At 47.8% G+C, this 19,581-nt stretch carries 17 protein-coding genes and 1 other annotated feature; all 17 genes read left to right on the top strand.

Going from position 1 to position 19,581, the window contains the following annotated elements; translation table 11 throughout:
* Positions 1–234 precede the first annotated feature (234 nt).
* The 17 genes from sigH (at position 235) to rpsJ (ending at position 19,576) form a co-directional block, all read left to right on the top strand.
* Positions 235–885, top strand: a complete 651-nt coding sequence (gene sigH / locus L6H65_RS22635) for an RNA polymerase sporulation sigma factor SigH (protein ID WP_236345109.1) — start codon at positions 235–237, stop codon at positions 883–885.
* Positions 886–1,154: 269 nt separating this feature from the next.
* Positions 1,155–1,304: a 50S ribosomal protein L33 gene (gene rpmG / locus L6H65_RS22630; protein WP_183604319.1), complete on the top strand. Its 150-nt coding sequence runs from the start codon at positions 1,155–1,157 to the stop codon at positions 1,302–1,304.
* A 19-nt stretch (positions 1,305–1,323) separates the two neighbouring features.
* A complete protein-coding gene (gene secE, locus L6H65_RS22625) occupies positions 1,324–1,533 on the top strand; it encodes a preprotein translocase subunit SecE (RefSeq protein ID WP_236345108.1) in 210 nt (69 codons plus the stop codon).
* 23 nt (positions 1,534–1,556) lie between these two features.
* Positions 1,557–2,090 carry a transcription termination/antitermination protein NusG gene (nusG, locus tag L6H65_RS22620; protein ID WP_219874721.1) on the top strand — a complete coding sequence of 178 codons (534 nt, stop codon included), beginning with the start codon at positions 1,557–1,559 and terminating at the stop codon, positions 2,088–2,090.
* 99 nt (positions 2,091–2,189) lie between these two features.
* Positions 2,190–2,615, top strand: a complete 426-nt coding sequence (rplK, locus tag L6H65_RS22615; RefSeq protein ID WP_219874722.1) for a 50S ribosomal protein L11 — start codon at positions 2,190–2,192, stop codon at positions 2,613–2,615.
* Between the two features lie 122 nt (positions 2,616–2,737).
* A complete protein-coding gene (rplA, locus tag L6H65_RS22610) occupies positions 2,738–3,430 on the top strand; it encodes a 50S ribosomal protein L1 (protein ID WP_236345107.1) in 693 nt (230 codons plus the stop codon).
* A 13-nt stretch (positions 3,431–3,443) separates the two neighbouring features.
* Positions 3,444–3,606, top strand: a sequence feature (ribosomal protein L10 leader region).
* Between the two features lie 60 nt (positions 3,607–3,666).
* On the top strand, positions 3,667–4,164 hold the full coding sequence (rplJ, locus tag L6H65_RS22605; RefSeq protein ID WP_236345105.1) for a 50S ribosomal protein L10: 498 nt from the start codon (positions 3,667–3,669) through the stop codon (positions 4,162–4,164).
* A gap of 70 nt (positions 4,165–4,234) precedes the next feature.
* On the top strand, positions 4,235–4,597 hold the full coding sequence (rplL, locus tag L6H65_RS22600) for a 50S ribosomal protein L7/L12 (RefSeq protein ID WP_236345103.1): 363 nt from the start codon (positions 4,235–4,237) through the stop codon (positions 4,595–4,597).
* A gap of 212 nt (positions 4,598–4,809) precedes the next feature.
* Positions 4,810–5,412, top strand: coding sequence for a class I SAM-dependent methyltransferase (locus L6H65_RS22595; RefSeq protein WP_236345101.1), 603 nt, complete (start codon positions 4,810–4,812; stop codon positions 5,410–5,412).
* A gap of 454 nt (positions 5,413–5,866) precedes the next feature.
* A complete protein-coding gene (gene rpoB, locus L6H65_RS22590; RefSeq protein ID WP_236345100.1) occupies positions 5,867–9,412 on the top strand; it encodes a DNA-directed RNA polymerase subunit beta in 3,546 nt (1,181 codons plus the stop codon).
* Positions 9,413–9,564: 152 nt separating this feature from the next.
* Entirely contained in the window at positions 9,565–13,188 is a 3,624-nt protein-coding gene (gene rpoC / locus L6H65_RS22585; RefSeq protein WP_290370465.1) for a DNA-directed RNA polymerase subunit beta', read from the top strand.
* 294 nt (positions 13,189–13,482) lie between these two features.
* Positions 13,483–13,713: a ribosomal L7Ae/L30e/S12e/Gadd45 family protein gene (locus L6H65_RS22580; protein ID WP_236345145.1), complete on the top strand. Its 231-nt coding sequence runs from the start codon at positions 13,483–13,485 to the stop codon at positions 13,711–13,713.
* Between the two features lie 137 nt (positions 13,714–13,850).
* Complete coding sequence (gene rpsL / locus L6H65_RS22575) at positions 13,851–14,270, top strand: 30S ribosomal protein S12 (RefSeq protein WP_236345099.1); 420 nt, start codon at positions 13,851–13,853, stop codon at positions 14,268–14,270.
* A gap of 63 nt (positions 14,271–14,333) precedes the next feature.
* Positions 14,334–14,804: a 30S ribosomal protein S7 gene (gene rpsG, locus L6H65_RS22570; RefSeq protein WP_236345098.1), complete on the top strand. Its 471-nt coding sequence runs from the start codon at positions 14,334–14,336 to the stop codon at positions 14,802–14,804.
* 29 nt (positions 14,805–14,833) lie between these two features.
* Positions 14,834–16,909 carry an elongation factor G gene (gene fusA / locus L6H65_RS22565; protein WP_236345096.1) on the top strand — a complete coding sequence of 692 codons (2,076 nt, stop codon included), beginning with the start codon at positions 14,834–14,836 and terminating at the stop codon, positions 16,907–16,909.
* A 122-nt stretch (positions 16,910–17,031) separates the two neighbouring features.
* Complete coding sequence (tuf, locus tag L6H65_RS22560; RefSeq protein ID WP_219874732.1) at positions 17,032–18,222, top strand: elongation factor Tu; 1,191 nt, start codon at positions 17,032–17,034, stop codon at positions 18,220–18,222.
* 1,045 nt (positions 18,223–19,267) lie between these two features.
* Positions 19,268–19,576, top strand: a complete 309-nt coding sequence (gene rpsJ, locus L6H65_RS22555) for a 30S ribosomal protein S10 (protein ID WP_006037947.1) — start codon at positions 19,268–19,270, stop codon at positions 19,574–19,576.
* Positions 19,577–19,581 lie beyond the last annotated feature (5 nt).

Below are 19,581 nucleotides of genomic sequence, written 5' to 3'. Positions count from 1 at the left end.
ACGGAAATTCCATTTTAACTAGATTATAATGAAACATTCGACATGAAGTCGATTGACGGCTTTAGGTTACATAATGTATACTAGGTTCTAGGTTTGGCGACAGGGATCGTTATGAGCTCCGTGCTTTATTGTAAGCCATATGACGACAAGTGTTGATGTCAAGGGGACATCATTTAACATTTGCTCGTAGCAGATTCAGAGTAATGTACGCCTTTCGAGCCGGAGGGATTGTTCGTGAGCATCGACCTCAAAGAGTGGAAAACGCTGGAATATGACTGCAGAACGGACGAGGATATTGTAGAAGCGGTTCGAGAAGGTGACGGCGAAGCGCTGGAATTTCTAATTAATAAGTATAAGAACTTTGTCCGTGCCAAGGCGCGTTCCTATTTCTTGATCGGGGCTGATCGCGAGGATATCGTCCAGGAAGGCATGATTGGCCTTTATAAGGCAATTCGGGATTTTAAAGGGGATAAGCTGGCGTCCTTCAAGGCGTTCGCTGAACTTTGCATCACGCGTCAGATTATTACCGCCATTAAGACGGCGACGCGACAGAAGCATATTCCGCTCAATTCCTATGTGTCCTTGGACAAGCCGATCTACGATGAAGACTCTGACAGAACGCTGCTGGATGTCATTTGCGGCACTCGCGTCTCAGATCCGGAAGAACTTATTATTAATCAAGAGGAGTTCGTCGGACTAGAGGATAAGATGTCTGAAATTCTAAGTGATTTGGAGCGCAAGGTTCTTATGCTGTATCTGGACGGCCGTTCATATCAAGAAATCGCAGTCGATTTAGATCGTCATGTTAAGTCTATCGATAATGCACTCCAACGTGTTAAGCGGAAGCTGGAACGATACTTGGAAGTTCGTAATATTAGCGGATAAATTGCGATAGAGAGAGCCTCAGGGCTCTTTTTTTTAGTCGCTTTGGGATAGAGAGCGTTTGGGGGCGATTTCTTTTGTCCATACTGAACGATGATGATGCCGCTCTCGACCACATTTCAGGAATAGTTTTTCGTTGACACTAACTATTGCTTGTGATAAAGTATTTTAGGTAGCCCTAAATAGGTCTTTTTTATTATGGGTACTGGACGAATCTTGGTCGCATAAGAGATTTACATTTTTTTATTTAGTTAGTTCGGAGGTGTACAGCAATGCGGGTAATTATTACGTTGGCTTGCACAAACTGCAAACAAAGAAATTATGCTTCGAGCAAGAACAAGCGGAATCACCCCGACCGCATCGAGATGAAGAAGTTCTGCAAGTTCTGTAACGAGCATACTCCTCATCGCGAGACGAGATAGCTAATTTGGAGGTGTGGAAGTGGCATTTTTCGCACAAGTGAAGAATTTCTTCGGCACGACGTTTTCCTTCTTGGCCGACAGCGTGGCAGAATTGAAGAAAGTTCGCTGGCCAAGCCGTAAAGAGCTGACAAGCTATACTCTCGTAGTTTTGTTCACGATTGTTATTGTCACGATTTATTTTTGGGTTCTTGACATCGGGATCTCCGAATTGGTCGAACTGATTGTTTAAGAAAGGCCAAAGGTGGCTTGTTTATGGAAAAAAGATGGTACGTTGTGCATACTTACTCAGGCTATGAGAACAAAGTGAAAGCTAACCTTGAGAAGCGTGTTGAATCAATGGGCATGGAAGACAAGATTTTCCGTGTGCTCGTCCCAATGGAAGAAGAAGTGGTAAACAAAGACGGCAAGAAGAAAACCGTCATGCGTAAGGTTTACCCTGGCTACGTCCTTGTGGAGATGGTTCAAACCGATGACTCCTGGTACGTTGTTCGTAATACGCCTGGCGTGACCGGGTTCGTCGGATCAACTGGTTCCGGTTCGAAACCGACTCCCCTGCTGCCTGATGAAGTGGAGCAAATCCTCAAGCATATGGGTATGGAGGAGCCGAAGCCGAAGATCGAGTTCGATGTGAAAGAAACGGTTCGCGTAACAGTAGGTCCGTTTGCCAATTTTGTCGGTACAGTAGAAGAGATTCTCCTCGACAAGAGCAAGCTTAAGGTTCATGTCAACATGTTTGGCAGGGAGACCCCAGTTGAGTTGGATTATACTCAAGTGGAGAAGATATAATTCCGGTTTCCGGGGGCCGTTTCTCTTAAACGGCGAAGGGCTTTGACGATTGCGGTCGATCAGAGTTGAATGGATTATTGGGGCAAGGAGGTGTGCAACATGGCAAAAAAGGTCATCAAGATGGTAAAACTGCAAGTGCCAGCAGGTAAAGCGAACCCGGCTCCGCCGATCGGTCCTGCACTCGGTCAAGCAGGTGTGAACATCATGGCGTTCTGTAAAGAGTTCAACGCTCGTACAGCCGACCAAGCAGGTCTGATCATTCCGGTTGAAATTTCCGTATTTGAGGATCGTTCGTTCACATTCATCACCAAAACACCACCGGCGGCCGTATTATTACGCGTTGCTGCGAAGATTGAGAAGGGTTCTGGTGAACCGAACAAGAAGAAGGTTGCTACTGTGAAACGTGCAACTGTACGTGAAATTGCAGAGCAAAAAATGCCTGATCTTAACGCAGCTTCTGTAGAAGCAGCAATGCGTATGGTTGAAGGTACAGCGCGCAGCATGGGCGTCGTAATCGAAGACTAATTCGATTACAGGGGCACGCCGGAAGGCGTTGTCTGCCAGGAGAGAGCTTATGCTCTGCTCTAAGTGGGAGGATCTCTTAAGGAGAGCTTTTCCGTTATTACCACACAAGGAGGAAGATTGACATGGCGAAAAAAGGTAAGAAGTATGTAGAAGCCGTTAAGCTGGTTGACAGCGAAGCGACTTATGAGTCTTTAGAGGCTATTGAATTGGTTAAGAAAACTGCGACTGCGAAATTCGACGAAACGGTTGAAGTCGCTGTTCGTCTGGGTGTAGACCCTAAGAAACAAGACCAAGCGGTGCGTGGCGTCGTTGTACTTCCGCACGGTACTGGTAAAACGAAACGCGTTCTCGTTTTCGCAAAGGGCGATAAAGCCAAAGAAGCGGAAGCTGCAGGCGCAGATTATGTTGGCGATGCTGACGTAATCAACAAAATCCAACAAGGCTGGTTCGAGTTCGATGTTTGTGTCGCTACTCCGGACATGATGGCTGAGGTTGGTAAACTCGGACGTATTCTCGGTGGTAAAGGTCTTATGCCTAACCCTAAAGCGGGCACTGTAACGTTTGACGTTACGAAGGCAGTTCAAGAGATCAAAGCCGGTAAAATCGAGTACCGTCTTGACAGAGCAGGTCAAATCCATGCTCCAATCGGTAAAGTATCGTTTGACGCTGAGAAATTGAACGAAAACCTTCGTTCTTTGGTTGAAGCGCTTGTACGTGCAAAGCCGGCTGCTGCTAAAGGTATTTACCTGAAAAATATTGCTGTTTCCTCGACGATGGGCCCTAGCGCTCGCGTAAACGTAGCGGCTTACCGCTAAGAGGGACAGAACTAACATTCGAATACGCATACCGTAGACAGTAGGTGCCGTAAGGCTTAATTTCCTACCGAGGTGTTATGATATTGTGTTTGTGCTTGGAGGAACCTTCGTGTTCCAAGGAGCTGCTGACCATCATGGCCTTCGCATTGTCTGCGGAGGTCTTTCTCATGCATCGAGGAAGAAGGAATTTGCCGCTAGAATCGGGATGTTGATTAACTTTACGGGAGGTGTACAGTTTGGCAAATGCAAAGATCATCCAAGGCAAGCAAGCAGCCGTAGAAGAAATCTCGGTGAAACTTCGTGAGAGCTCCTGCACGGTTGTTGCTGACTATCGCGGATTGAACGTTAAGCAAGTAACTGAGCTTCGTAAAACGTTGCGTGAAGCAGGCATTGAGTTTCAAGTATTGAAAAACTCAATTCTGCGCCGTGCGACTGCAGGTGCTCAGCTGTCAGAAATGGATTCAGTATTGACTGGTCCAACCGCTATCGCGTTCAGTAAGGAAGACGCAGTAGCACCAGCTAAAATTCTAAACGATTTCGCTAAGAAGAACGAGGCTTTGAAACTTAAAGGCGGCGTTGTTGAAGGTCAATTTATGGATGCAGTTCAAATCAAAGCGATTGCGGATCTACCGTCGCGCGAAGGTTTGCTCTCCATGCTCCTCAGCGTACTCCAAGCTCCTGTGCGCAACTTCGCCCTTGCGGTTAAAGCTGTGGCAGAGAAGCAAGAAGCGTAATTATAATCGACTCGGCAATGCCGGGTAATCGCAACAACCCAAATAAAACAAATTCACTGGAGGTTTAACCATGAGTAAAGAACAGATCTTAGAAGCTATTAAAGGCATGAACGTTCTTGAACTGAACGACCTAGTTAAAGCAATCGAAGAAGAATTCGGCGTAACTGCTGCAGCACCAGTAGCAGTTATCGCTGGCGGCGGCGCTGCTGCTGAAGCTGAGCAATCCGAATTCGACGTTATTCTTACTAACGCTGGCGCTTCCAAAATCAACGTTATCAAAGCAGTTCGCGAAATTACAGGTCTTGGCCTGAAAGAAGCGAAAGATCTTGTTGATGGCGCACCTAAGCCAATCAAAGAAAAAGTAGCTAAAGAAGAAGCAGAAGCAGTTAAAGCTAAGCTTGAAGAAGCAGGCGCTAACGTAGAAGTGAAGTAATTTAAGTCAACCTGGCTTATCGGCGAACCCCTTGAGGCTACTGGTCTCATGGGGTTCGTTTCATTAAAAATGTGAGAAAGGCGGGGCTTCATTAAAGCCGCTGCCAGGCTTTTCTGATATTTTTAACGTAAGAAGCTTGCACCGCTTTCTAGTGCATGAAGGGCATGATGGTCTAAAGGATGTTAAGTCAGCCGTGGAGGGAGTGGCAAGGGATGGGAGATCATTACTATACGCAGACTCCTGGCGCCAAGCATGAGCATCGGGAACATGAAACCGTTCTGCGTGGACAGCAGCTGCGTTTTATGACAGATGCCGGTGTTTTCTCAAAGACTGGTGTCGATTATGGCACTCGCATGCTTGTCGAGGCATTGGATATTGGCCCTGATGCACGAGTGCTTGATGTGGGCTGCGGCTACGGCCCCATTGGAATTTCGGCTGCCAGGCTTGCTCCAAGAGGACAAATCACAATGATCGATATTAATGAACGTGCTGTTCAGCTTGCAGCTAATAATGCGAAATTGAATGGGGTCAGCAATGTAACGGTCATACAGAGCGATTTGTTCGAGCGAGTGCGCGAGCAATCATTTGATGTCATCATTACCAACCCGCCTATCCGGGCAGGCAAAATGATTGTTAATGCTATATTCGAAGAAGGCGCCAAGCTGCTCGTTCCAGGCGGTTATATGTGGGTTGTTATTCAGAAGAAGCAAGGTGCGCCATCTGCTGAAGCCAAGCTTGATGCTATATTCGGCAATGTGGAAGTGGTAACGAAAGATAAAGGATATCGTATCTTGCGGTCACAAAAGGAAGAATAGGAAGATAGTGAACATTATGTTGACTTGACATTTGAATTGTGATATTATTATAAAATGTCAGTATTAATATGGGCTCAATCTCTTTAGTTAACTAAAATGTCAAGCGCTATTTTTATGAATAAAAATGAAGCGTTTGACGTATAATGTTTACATTTTGGGCAAAATTACATGGTATAAGACCTTTATTTCTTGTGATCGTGTAAGAGTTACTTGCGGAAACACGCTCTTTTTTCGAAACATTTCGATAAGGGCTTTTCTTTATTGAATCAGAATTTGCCTGCTGCACGTTCTGATTGACGGTGCGCTTGATGGTATCGTCATTTTAAGAAACAGCGCAGAAAGAACGTGAAAGTGCAAGGTGTTCGCGTTACGTGCAATGCCGTCTCATCATAGGATTGATGGGGATGTGCAACGTTCATTTTCTGTGGAAGCAGACATGAGGGGTGAGGTTAAGTTGGCAGGACAACTTGTTCAGTTTGGTCGGCGCACGCGCAGAAGCTATGCTCGCATCAATGAGGTACTCGAAGTTCCGAACCTGATTGAAATCCAGCAGAGATCGTATGAGAAGTTTTTGGAGAGGGATTTGCTTGAGCTTTTCCAGGATATTTCACCGATTCAGGATTTTACAGGTAACTTGATGCTTGAGTTTATAGACTATTCGCTCGGGGAACCGAAATATTCCGTCGACGAATCGAAAGAACGTGACGTAACTTACGCAGCGCCATTACGTGTTAAGGTTCGGCTCATCAATAAAGAAACCGGCGAAGTGAAAGAGCAAGAAGTATTCATGGGCGATTTCCCGCTGATGACTGAAACGGGCACATTTATTATTAACGGTGCTGAACGGGTTATCGTTAGCCAATTGGTCCGCTCACCGAGTGTCTATTTCAGCACGAAAGTGGACAAAAACGGCAAAAAAACATACACCGCTACAGTGATTCCGAACCGTGGCGCTTGGCTGGAGCTTGAAACAGATGCGAAGGACGTCGTTTATGTCCGCATCGACCGTACACGGAAAATCCCGGTGACGGTTCTTCTTCGTGCGCTCGGCTTTGGCACAGATGCAGAGATTCTGGATCTGCTTGGCCATGATGAATACATTCGCAATACGCTGGACAAGGATAACACCGATTCCACAGAGAAAGCGCTTATTGAAATTTATGAGCGCCTTCGTCCCGGCGAGCCGCCAACGCTTGATAACGCCAAGAGCTTGCTCGTAGCACGTTTCTTCGATCCAAAGCGTTATGATCTGGCGAATGTGGGACGTTACAAAATTAATAAGAAGCTCCATATCAAAAACCGTTTGTTCAACCAACGTTTGGCGGAGACGCTTGTTGATCCGTCCACGGGCGAAATTCTGGCTGAGGCTGGACAAATGATTGACCGTAGATTGCTGGATGAGATCATTCCTTATCTGGAGAATAACGTCGGCTTCAAGACCTACCATGTTGCTAATGGGGTGCTTGATGCAGATAGTATTCCATTGCAAGCGATCAGCGTATTCTCGCCAAATGATGACACGAAGGTCATCAAAGTTATCGCTAACGGCATCATTGACAAAGCTGTTAAGCATATAACGCCGGCGGATATTATTTCGTCGATCAACTATTTCTTGAATTTGCTGAGCGGTGTTGGCAGCACAGACGACATCGATCACCTTGGCAACCGTCGTCTTCGTTCTGTTGGCGAGCTGCTGCAAAATCAGTTCCGAATTGGTCTATCGCGGATGGAGCGTGTTGTTCGCGAACGGATGTCGATACAAGACGCGAATGCGATTACACCACAGGCGCTTATTAATATCCGGCCTGTTATTGCGTCAATCAAGGAGTTTTTTGGCTCCTCCCAATTGTCTCAGTTCATGGACCAAACGAATCCGCTTGCAGAGCTTACGCATAAGCGTCGTTTGTCCGCTCTAGGACCCGGAGGTTTGACGCGTGAACGCGCTGGCTTTGAAGTGCGTGACGTTCATAACTCTCACTATGGCCGCATGTGTCCAATTGAGACGCCAGAGGGACCGAACATTGGTTTGATCAACTCGCTCTCCACGTTCGCCCGCATCAACGAGTATGGTTTCATTGAAGCGCCGTATCGCTGGGTTGATCCGAAGACCGGCATCGTCACGGAGCAAATTGCATATTTGACTGCTGATGAAGAAGACAACTATATTATTGCGCAAGCGAATGCCAAGCTGACGGAAGAGAGCAGGTTTCTGGAAGATGCGGTTATCGTTCGCTACAACAAGCAAGCGGACAACATCCTGACGATGGCTAGTGATCGCGTCGATTACATGGACGTTTCGCCTAAGCAGGTTGTTTCGGTCGCGACAGCGCTCATTCCATTCCTTGAGAATGATGACTCCAACCGTGCGCTCATGGGCTCCAACATGCAACGTCAAGCTGTGCCTCTGCTTATTCCGAAGTCTCCGCTTGTCGGAACGGGTATGGAGCACAAATCAGCGAAAGATTCAGGTGTATGTATTGTTGCCAAACACGATGGAATTATTGAACGTGTTTCGGCTAACGAGATCTGGCTTCGCCGTGTTGAGATGATTGACGGCAAACCGGTAACCGGGGATCTGGTTAAGCAGAAGCTGCACAAGTTCATGCGTTCCAACCAAGGAACCTGTATCAATCAGCGTCCGCTTTGCCGTCGTGGCGACCACGTCAAGAAAGGCGATATCCTTGCAGACGGTCCATCGACCGAAATGGGCGAATTGGCTCTCGGACGCAACGTTGTCGTCGCATTTATGACGTGGGAAGGCTACAACTATGAGGATGCGATTCTTTTAAGCGAGAAGCTTGTGAAAGAGGATGTGTACACGTCGATTCATATCGAAGAGTACGAGTCTGAAGCACGGGATACGAAGCTTGGACCAGAAGAAATTACACGCGATATTCCGAATGTCGGGGAGGATGCGCTTCGCAACCTCGATGAGCGCGGTATTATTCGTGTAGGTGCTGAGATTAGCGCTGGCGACATTCTGGTCGGTAAAGTAACGCCTAAGGGTGTAACGGAACTGACAGCAGAAGAGCGTCTCCTTCATGCCATCTTCGGTGAAAAGGCTCGTGAAGTTCGCGATACAAGCCTGCGCGTACCTCATGGTACGGACGGTATTGTCGTTGATGTTAAAGTGTTTACCCGTGAGAATGGCGATGAGCTGCCGCCAGGCGTTAACCAATTAGTTCGTGCTTATATCGCTCAGAAGCGTAAGATTTCTGAAGGAGATAAGATGGCTGGACGACATGGTAACAAAGGGGTTATCGCTCGCATTCTGCCGGAGGAGGATATGCCTTTCCTGCCGGATGGCACACCAGTAGAAGTCGTATTGAATCCGCTTGGGGTTCCTTCACGGATGAACATCGGTCAAGTGCTTGAGGTTCACCTTGGCATGGCTTGCAAACGTCTGGGCATCCACGCGGCGACGCCGGTATTCGATGGCGCTCGTGAGGATGATGTGTTTAACTCCATGGAAGAAGCAGGCATGCAACGCAACGGTAAAACAGTTCTCTATGACGGCCGTACTGGCGAGGAATTTGAACGTGAAGTTACTGTTGGCGTCATGTACATGATTAAGCTTGCGCACATGGTTGACGACAAAATCCATGCCCGTTCCACAGGTCCTTACTCGCTCGTTACTCAGCAGCCGCTGGGTGGTAAAGCGCAGTTCGGCGGACAGCGTTTCGGGGAGATGGAGGTTTGGGCGCTTGAGGCTTATGGAGCTGCCTATACATTGCAAGAAATTCTTACCGTCAAATCCGATGATGTCGTTGGTCGTGTAAAAACATACGAATCGATCGTCAAAGGCGAGAACGTGCCGGAGCCGGGCGTACCTGAGTCCTTCAAAGTTCTTATTAAAGAGCTTCAAAGCTTAGGCATGGACGTTAAGATTCTGGCAGAGAACGAAGAAGAGATCGAAATGAAAGAAATGGATGACGAGGAAGACGCAACTAGCGACAAGCTGAACCTCAACCTTGAGGGTGCGGAAGTCGGAGTAGAGTAACGGTATACGTACGAACGCTAATGAGCATGCCGTAAGTCCGTGTGGTAGATGTCGGACCGGGCTTCATCCTTGCATGAAGCTCCAGTCTCGGCAACGGCTTTGCACACGTAACTGGCTTGACATAGTGAACCAAGACGAAGGAGGGTTGCTCCTTGCTAGATGTGAACAACTTCGAGTACATGAAGATTGGATTGGCATCCCCGGATAAAATCCGCTCGTGGTCCCGTGGAGAAGTGAAGAAACCGGAGACAATCAACTACAGGACGCTTAAACCGGAAAAAGAAGGTCTGTTCTGCGAAAAAATCTTCGGACCAACGAAGGACTGGGAGTGCCATTGCGGCAAATATAAACGTGTACGTTATAAAGGCGTTGTATGTGATCGCTGTGGGGTAGAGGTTACTCGGGCGAAAGTGCGCCGCGAACGGATGGGGCATATTGAATTGGCTGCGCCGGTATCGCATATATGGTATTTCAAAGGTATTCCAAGCCGAATGGGACTTGCGCTTGATATGTCTCCGCGTTCCTTGGAAGAGATTATTTACTTTGCATCGTATGTTGTAACCGATCCAGGCGATACGCCTTTGGAGAAGAAACAACTGCTGTCCGAGAAGGAGTACCGCAGCTACCGCGAGAAGTACGGCTACGGCTTCCATGCTGGCATGGGCGCTGAGGCTGTTAAGAAGCTGCTTCAGGATATCGACGTAGAGCGTGATCTTGAGAACTTGAAGGAAGAGCTTAGAACGGCTCAAGGCCAACGACGCAATCGTGCGATCAAGCGTCTTGAAGTCATCGAAGCATTCCGTAATTCTGGCAATATGCCAGAATGGATGATCCTTGACGTTCTTCCGGTTATTCCACCGGAGCTTCGTCCGATGGTACAGTTGGATGGCGGTCGCTTTGCTACCTCTGACCTTAATGATTTGTATCGTCGCGTTATTAACCGGAACAACCGCTTGAAGCGTTTGCTTGACCTTGGCGCGCCAGACATTATCGTGCAGAATGAGAAGCGTATGCTGCAAGAAGCGGTTGATGCGCTTATCGATAATGGCCGTCGCGGTCGTCCGGTGACAGGCCCTGGTAACCGTCCGCTTAAATCTCTCAGCCACATGCTGAAAGGTAAACAGGGACGCTTCCGTCAGAATCTTCTCGGCAAACGTGTTGACTACTCAGGTCGTTCCGTTATCGTAGTTGGACCTAGCCTGAAGATGTATCAATGCGGCCTGCCTAAGGAAATGGCTCTGGAATTGTTCAAGCCATTTGTGATGAAAGAGCTGGTTAACAAAGGTCTTGCTCATAACATTAAGAGCGCAAAGCGCAAGGTTGAGCGTGTAAGCCCAGAAGTATGGGACGTTCTGGAGGAAGTTATTAAAGAACATCCGGTGCTTCTCAACCGTGCCCCTACGCTTCATAGATTGGGTATTCAAGCGTTTGAGCCGATTCTGGTGGAAGGCCGTGCGATTAAGCTTCACCCGCTCGTATGTACCGCTTATAATGCGGATTTCGATGGTGACCAAATGGCTGTCCACGTTCCGCTGTCTGCAGAGGCTCAGGCAGAAGCTCGCCTTCTGATGCTTGCTTCAGGCAACATTCTTAACCCGAAAGACGGCAAACCGGTCGTTACGCCTTCGCAGGATATGGTTCTGGGCAGCTACTATCTGACGATGGACAACAAAGAATCCAAGGGCAGCGGCTCCGTATTTGCGACTGTGAATGAAGCGATATCCGCATACCAAAGAGGAATTGTCTCCTTGCATGCGCGTATTTTCATTCCGGTGAAGGTGCTCAAGAAAGTGAACTTTACTGAAGCGCAGCAGAATTCGCTGATCTCCACAACTGTAGGTAAAGTAATATTCAATGAAATATTCCCGGAAGATTTCCCTTACATCAATGAGCCAACCAAGGGCAATTTGCTGCAAGGTACGCCGGACAGATATTTTGTATATGAAAAAGGCACTGATTTGCGCAAGTTTATGGATGAAGTGCCGCAAATGGGTGCTGTTGGCAAGGAGTATCTGGGACTTCTTATTGCCGAGTGCTTCCGCCAATATCATACGACTAAAACCTCGGTCATTCTTGACGACATTAAACAGCTGGGCTTTACTTACTCGACTCGCGCTGGCATCACGATTGCTGTATCCGATGTTATCGTGCCGGAAGAGAAGAAAGAATTGCTGAAAGAGTCGGAAGAGAAGGTCAGAGTCGTTACGAATCAATACCGTCGTGGTTTGATTACGAACGAAGAGCGTTATGACCGTGTTATCGAAATTTGGAGCAAATCCAAAGACAAGATTACAGAAGTTCTAATGAGATCAATGGATCGTTATAACTCCATTATGCTCATGGTGGACTCTAAGGCACGGGGTAATAAATCGCAAATTACACAGCTTGGCGGTATGCGTGGTCTCATGGCGAATCCGTCTGGTCGAATTATCGAGTTGCCAATTAAATCCAACTTCCGTGAAGGTCTGACCGTTCTCGAGTACTTTATCTCGACTCACGGAGCGCGGAAAGGTCTTGCCGATACAGCGCTTCGTACTGCTGACTCCGGTTACCTGACCCGCCGACTCGTCGACGTTGCTCAAGACGTGATCGTCCGCGAAGACGATTGCGGCACTGACAAAGGCTTTTCCGTCAGCAAGATTCAAGATGGTAAAGAGGTTATCGAGGATCTCTATGATCGTATCGAAGGACGTTATTCCTTCGAGACAGTTCGCAATCCGAAGACCGGTGAAGTTATCCTTCATCGCAACCAGCTGATTGATTCCAACAAAGCGGAAGAGCTTATCGATGCTGGTGTTGAGAAGCTTCAAATTCGCTCTGTATTGAGCTGCCGCGCACGTCATGGCGTATGTAAGATTTGCTACGGACGAAACCTTGCGACAGGTAAATTTGTTGAAATTGGTGAAGCAGTCGGAATCATTGCTGCTCAATCCATCGGTGAGCCGGGAACACAGCTTACAATGCGTACATTCCATACCGGCGGTGTTGCCGGAGACGATATTACGCAAGGTTTGCCGCGTATCCAGGAGCTGTTCGAAGCGCGTAATCCGAAAGGGCAAGCGATCATTTCTGAGCTTGACGGGATTATTAAAGACATCCGTGAAGCGAAGGATCGTCGTGAAATAGAAGTGCAAGGCGAAGCGGAATCGAAAGTATATGCGGTCACTTACGGATCCCGTATACGGGTCGCTAAAGGCCAGCACATCGAGGCAGGCGACGAGCTGACTGACGGATCGATTGATCCGAAGGATATGCTTCGCATTAAAGGTATCCGTGGCGTTCAGAACTATATTCTGCAAGAAGTTCAACGCGTTTACCGGAACCAGGGTGTTGAAATTAACGATAAGCACGTGGAAGTTATGATCAAGCAGATGCTTCGTAAAATCCGTATCGTTGATGCGGGTGACACCAAGCTTCTCCCAGGTGCATTTGTAGATATTCATGAGTACGAATCGGCGAACCGCGAAGCGATTCTTTCCGATATGGAGCCAGCTGTTGCCAAGCCGGTATTGCTTGGTATTACCAAAGCTTCATTGGAAACAGATTCCTTCTTGTCTGCAGCTTCTTTCCAAGAGACGACTCGTGTTCTGACGGATGCGGCAATTAAAGGGAAAGTTGACCAATTGCTCGGCTTGAAAGAGAATGTCATTATCGGTAAGCTCATTCCAGCAGGAACAGGGATGAACCGTTACCGCAGCATTAGCTTTGCAGGCATGGAAGAAGAGCAAGCGGAAGACACAGCTCTAGAAGCTGCTGAAACGGTCACAGTAGAATAGTGTATCGTGGACGAAATGAACTGATCTAGTCTGGTAGCAGTACAGAGAGCGAGATGCGTACAGCCGGCAGGTTGACGGTGACGCTAATCGCTCTTTGCGCTGTTTATACAGCCAAGAAGAGATCGATTTACTGAAACTTCACAAATGTACTTTTACAACCTGCTTGACATGCAGCCAATCAAAGTGCTACTATGTCGTAGTGTGCCTATTGCATATCCTTGTTATTGTCAGATCAGAACTTACCCTCTATCATAAGTCGCTCGGTTTTGACTAGACATAGAAGGATGGGATATGATGCAATTTGTTATCGGCAGCAAGCAGACGGTGAAGATGGTAGAGCAAGGCAACGCCATACTAGTCTATGTTGCACAAGATGCAGATCAGCGGATGACGGACAAGATTGTCCGACTTTGCGAAACGGCGGGGGTTCCAATCTCCTGGGTGGACACGATGAAGAACCTTGGGGTTACCTGCGGGATCGAAGTCGGCGCCGCTATGGCGGCAGTCATACCTGAAATAGAATAAGGAAATATCGTTTTTACCGGGGAAAGACTGCGGTAGAAACTTTCGTTTGTTTCTTTATGAACCGCCTGGGTCTGTGGGCTTAAATAAGCCTTCATATTGGATGGAGCAAGACAGTCATTTGGGAAGGAGGTGGCAACATGCCAACAATTAATCAGCTCGTACGCAAAGGCCGTGAAGCGAAAGTCGTTAAATCGAAATCGCCGGCTTTGCAAAGAGGATTCAACGCACTGAAACGTGAAGAAACTAGCCAAAGCGCGCCACAAAAACGTGGGGTTTGCACACGTGTAGGTACGATGACTCCGAAAAAACCGAACTCCGCATTGCGGAAATATGCGCGTGTGCGTTTGACGAACCGCGTTGAGGTTACAGCATACATCGGTGGTATTGGTCACAATCTTCAGGAGCATAGTGTCGTTCTGGTTCGTGGCGGCCGGGTTAAAGACCTTCCGGGCGTACGTTACCATATCGTTCGCGGTGCACTTGATACTGCAGGCGTAAACAACCGTAAACAAGCTCGTTCGAAATACGGAACGAAGCGTGCTAAAGTGAAAAAATAATAATCCACAAGAAGTTATCTTTAAGGTAACCGAAGTGAACACTAAAGAAAGGGGGATTTCCTCATGCCACGTAAAGGTCCTGTTGTTAAACGCGATGTTCTGCCGGATCCGCTATACCATAGCAAACTTGTTACTCGTCTCATCAACCGCATTATGCTCGATGGTAAACGCGGTGTTGCTCAAACGATTTTGTATGATGCATTCACCCTTATTAACGAGCGTACAGGTAAAGAGCCGATGGAAGTTTTCGAAGCGGCAATCAAAAACATCATGCCAGTTCTTGAAGTTAAAGCTCGCCGTGTAGGTGGTTCAAACTATCAAGTACCGGTTGAAGTAAAACCAGAGCGTCGTACAGCGCTTGGTCTCCGCTGGCTCGTGAACTATTCACGTAACCGCGGTGAGAAAACGATGGAAGAGCGTCTGGCTGCTGAAATCATCGATGCTTCCAATAACACTGGCGCATCTGTGAAGAAGCGCGAAGATACACACAAGATGGCGGAAGCTAACAAAGCATTCGCTCACTACCGCTGGTAGGATTCATATAATCGAAAGGAGACGAAATCATGGCAAGAGAGTTCTCCTTGAAAAATACACGCAACATCGGGATTATGGCGCATATCGATGCGGGTAAAACAACCACAACTGAGCGGATTCTGTTCTACACAGGCCGTACCCACAAAATCGGAGAAGTGCACGAAGGTGCAGCAACGATGGACTGGATGGAGCAGGAACAAGAGCGCGGAATTACGATTACTTCCGCTGCTACTACTGCTCAATGGAAGGGTCACCGCATCAATATTATCGACACCCCGGGACACGTTGACTTCACGGTTGAAGTTGAGCGTTCCCTGCGCGTATTGGACGGGGCCGTAGGCGTTTTCAGTGCAAAAGAAGGCGTTGAGCCGCAATCCGAAACAGTATGGCGTCAAGCTGACCGTTACGGTGTTCCGCGGATCGCATACGTCAACAAAATGGACATCATCGGCGCAGACTTCCTCAACGTTATCAAAGATATGCGTGAGCGTCTGCAAGCTAATGCTGTCGCTATTCAATTGCCAATCGGTGCCGAGAATGACTTTGTTGGTATAGTTGACATCGTTGAACGAGTTGCTTACAAATACAAAGATGATCTCGGTAAAGATCCAGAGCAAATTGAAATCCCGGCTGATCTGGTAGATACAGTTGAAGAGCTTCGCAATATCCTCGTTGAGAAAGTTGCTGAGCTTGACGAAGAGCTCACAATGAAGTTCCTTGAGGGCGAAGAAATTTCAATACCAGAACTTAAAGCAGCACTGCGTAAAGGTGTTTGTGAAGTTAAGATCTACCCAGTAGTGTGTGGATCTTCCTACCGTAACAAAGGCGTTCAATTTATGATTGACGCAGTTGTAGATTACTTGCCTGCTCCAATTGACGTTCCAGCTATCAAGGGTACACTTGAGGATGGAACTGAGACGACTCGCAAGTCATCGGATGACGAGCCGTTCGCGGCTTTGGCATTCAAAATTATGACTGACCCTTATGTTGGTAAGCTGACGTTCTTCCGCGTATACTCAGGAGTACTTAGCTCCGGTTCATACGTTGTGAATGCAACGAAGGGCAAACGTGAGCGCGTTGGACGTATTCTTCAGATGCATGCGAACAGCCGTCAAGAAATTACCGATGTTTACTCCGGTGATATTGCAGCTGCCGTAGGTCTGAAAGACACAACGACTGGCGATACGCTTTGCGATGAGAAGAGCCCGGTTATTCTGGAGTCGATGAACTTCCCTGAGCCGGTTATCCAGCTCGCGGTTGAGCCTAAGACGAAAGCTGACCAAGATAAAATGGGTATCGCATTGCAAAAGCTGTCTGAAGAGGATCCTACGTTCCGTGCGCACACGGACGAAGAAACTGGACAGACAATCATCGCTGGTATGGGTGAGCTTCACCTTGAAATCCTTGTTGATCGTATGCTTCGTGAATTCAAAGTTGAAACGAACGTTGGTAAGCCGCAAGTTGCATACCGTGAGACGTTCAAGCAAGCTGCGAAGGTCGAAGGTAAATTCGTACGCCAATCAGGCGGCCGTGGTCAATTTGGACATTGTTGGGTTGAATTCTCGCCACAAGAAGCAGGAGCAGGCTTTACCTTCGAAAGCAAGGTTGTCGGTGGTTCAATTCCTCGTGAATTTATCGGACCGATCCAGGCTGGTATCGAAGAGTCAATGAAGAACGGTGTCCTCGCGGGCTTCCCTCTTGTTGACATTAAAGCTACTGTAGTCGATGGTTCTTACCATGACGTTGACTCCTCGGAGATGGCGTTTAAAATTGCTGGATCGATGGCGCTTAAAGCAGCTAAGGACAAATGTGCTCCGGTTCTGCTTGAGCCTATCATGAAAGTAGAAGTAACCGTACCTGAAGAGTATATGGGTGACGTAATGGGTATGCTGAGCTCCCGTCGTGGACGTATCGAAGGATCTGACTCGCGTCATGGTTCCTTGATCGTACGTGCGAAGGTGCCTCTGGCAGAGATGTTCGGATACTCCACAACACTTCGTTCCGGTACACAAGGGCGCGGCGTATTCTCCATGGAGCTTTCGCACTATGAAGAAGTACCACGCTCGATCTCTGAAGAGATCATCTCCAAATCCAAAGGCGCTTAATAGCAGCCTTTGACAAGCAGCATCTGTAATAAGCAGTACTTGGTCGAATGAAGGGAAAGCCAGCAGGTTGACCGAATTCGACCTATCACATATTTTCTATATATTAAGGAGGATTAAGTTCAATGGCTAAGGCAAAATTTGAACGTAATAAACCGCACGTTAATATCGGTACAATCGGTCACGTTGACCATGGTAAAACAACTTTGACTGCTGCTATCACGACAGTTCTTTCCAAGCGTTATGGTGGAGCTGCAGTAGCATTCGACCAAATCGACAAAGCTCCAGAAGAGCGCGAGCGCGGTATCACGATCTCGACAGCTCACGTTGAGTATGAGACGCCTAACCGTCACTATGCTCACGTTGACTGCCCGGGTCACGCCGACTACGTTAAGAACATGATCACTGGTGCTGCACAAATGGACGGAGCAATCCTCGTTGTGTCCGCAGCTGACGGTCCAATGCCACAAACTCGTGAGCACATCCTGCTTTCCAAACAAGTAGGTGTTCCTTACATCGTCGTATTCTTGAACAAATGCGACATGGTTGAAGATGATGAGCTTCTTGAATTGGTTGAGATGGAAGTTCGCGACCTTCTTAACGAATATGAGTTCCCAGGCGACGATACGCCAATCATCCGTGGTGCTGCTCGTGAAGCATTGCAAAACCCAGATGGTGCATGGGCTGACAAAATCGTTGAGCTGTTCGAGCAAGTTGATACTTACATCCCAACTCCTGAGCGCGATACGGACAAACCTTTCCTTATGCCGGTTGAGGACGTATTCACGATCACAGGTCGCGGTACAGTTGCTACTGGCCGTGTAGAGCGTGGCGTTGTTAAAGTAGGCGACGAGATCGAAATCATCGGTCTAGTTGAAGAAACTCGCAAATGCGTAGTAACAGGCGTAGAAATGTTCCGCAAATTGCTTGACTCCGCTCAAGCTGGCGACAACATTGGCGCATTGCTTCGTGGTGTAGACCGTGCTGACATCGAGCGTGGCCAAGTATTGGCTAAGCCGGGTTCCGTTAAACCACACACGAACTTTACTGCTCAAATCTACGTTTTGACTAAAGAAGAGGGTGGCCGTCACAAGCCTTTCTTCACTGGCTACCGTCCACAGTTCTACTTCCGTACAACTGACGTAACGGGTATCATCAACCTGCCAGAAGGCACTGAGATGGTAATGCCTGGCGATAACATCACAGTAACGGTTGAGCTTATCGCTCCTATCGCTGTTGAAGATGGAACTCGCTTCGCAATCCGCGAAGGCGGCCGTACTGTAGGCGCTGGCGCAGTAGCATCCATCCAAAAATAATAAAGCCCGGCATCAGCCGCGCTCATTATAATGGTAGAAAGGCCCTCACTTCGGTGAGGGTCTTTTGTTTGCCCAGTGAACCTTCAGCGCAAATAAGCAGCAAATAGCCTGGGGCACATAGCTCGGCTGGTAGAACGACAGATCGCTCCTTCGTTGAGGGTGGTATAGCAGCAAGTAGTCAAGTGGGCGAGTCTCCGATTGAGCGGTGTGAATCTACTTCATTCTGTTTCAATCGGAGAGGTTAAGCAGATAAAATTGGCTTATAGCATCTGGGAGTTTGTGTTTGAGCTGTGTAAGCAGGAAAAATCGTCTTAAATCCGGACTGCGCGGTAAAAGGTCGCATCGGGACAGACATTAAGCGGATAAAATCGGCTAACAGCTACGTCGAAAGTGTCGGCTCACTCGTATAAGCAGGAAATATCGTCTTAAGGTAGAGTGAATGAACGAAGGTGGCTCTATCGAAGGGACAGCATCTCGCCCTACCGTGCGGCGTAGAAGCGGAACGGCAAACAGTAGAAAGTAGCGACAGTTAATTGATGATAGCTGCAATGCTGCGCCATTACTTCATTATATATAGAAGAAGCAGAGTAAATATCCATCGCACTGCGACTGTTTAAGAATCCAATACAGCTGCAATACTGATAATAATGCAGTCTTGTTTTTCTTAGATGCGCGATTAGCGCGTAGTGATCTTGATGAATATGGGGAAGCGAAGCAGAGCAATAAACGAGTCGGAGAGTTTACGAGCCGCCTTTGCGATCATGTTGCCACCTTGGGTCACTGTTATAATGAAGCAACATGATCGCAACAGCGGCCGCAGACCGTTTATTGCCCCGCGCAGCGCCCCTAAATTCATCACAATCAAGTGCCTAATTTAGTTGTTGCATTCACCCATCGATTTAGATATAATAGTGAAGTTGGTCTGTGACGTTGCGATGATGTGAGAGGTTGCCGACACACACGGCTCCTTTGCCATGAGGGGCGTGTCGGGTTTTCTTACGGAGTATGTCCGATACTAAATTGGGCGATAAAAGGAGGGACTTATATGGCAAAGCAAAAGATTCGTATTCGCTTGAAAGCGTACGATCACAGAATTCTTGATCAATCCGCAGAGAAAATCGTGGAAACTGCTAAACGTTCTGGAGCAGGCGTGTCGGGACCGATTCCGCTTCCGACAGAGAAGCAAATCATTACTGTTCTGCGTGCGGTACACAAGTACAAGGATTCTAGGGAGCAATTCGAAATGCGCACTCATAAGCGCTTGATCGACATTGTTAACCCAACGCCGCAAACGGTCGATGCATTGATGCGCTTAGATCTGCCATCCGGTGTCGATATCGAAATTAAATTGTAATACAG

The sequence above is a fragment of the Paenibacillus plantiphilus genome (genome assembly GCF_927798095.1).
Lineage (GTDB): Bacteria > Bacillota > Bacilli > Paenibacillales > Paenibacillaceae > Paenibacillus_Z > Paenibacillus_Z plantiphilus.
This window is presented reverse-complemented; position numbering and strand designations above follow the sequence as displayed.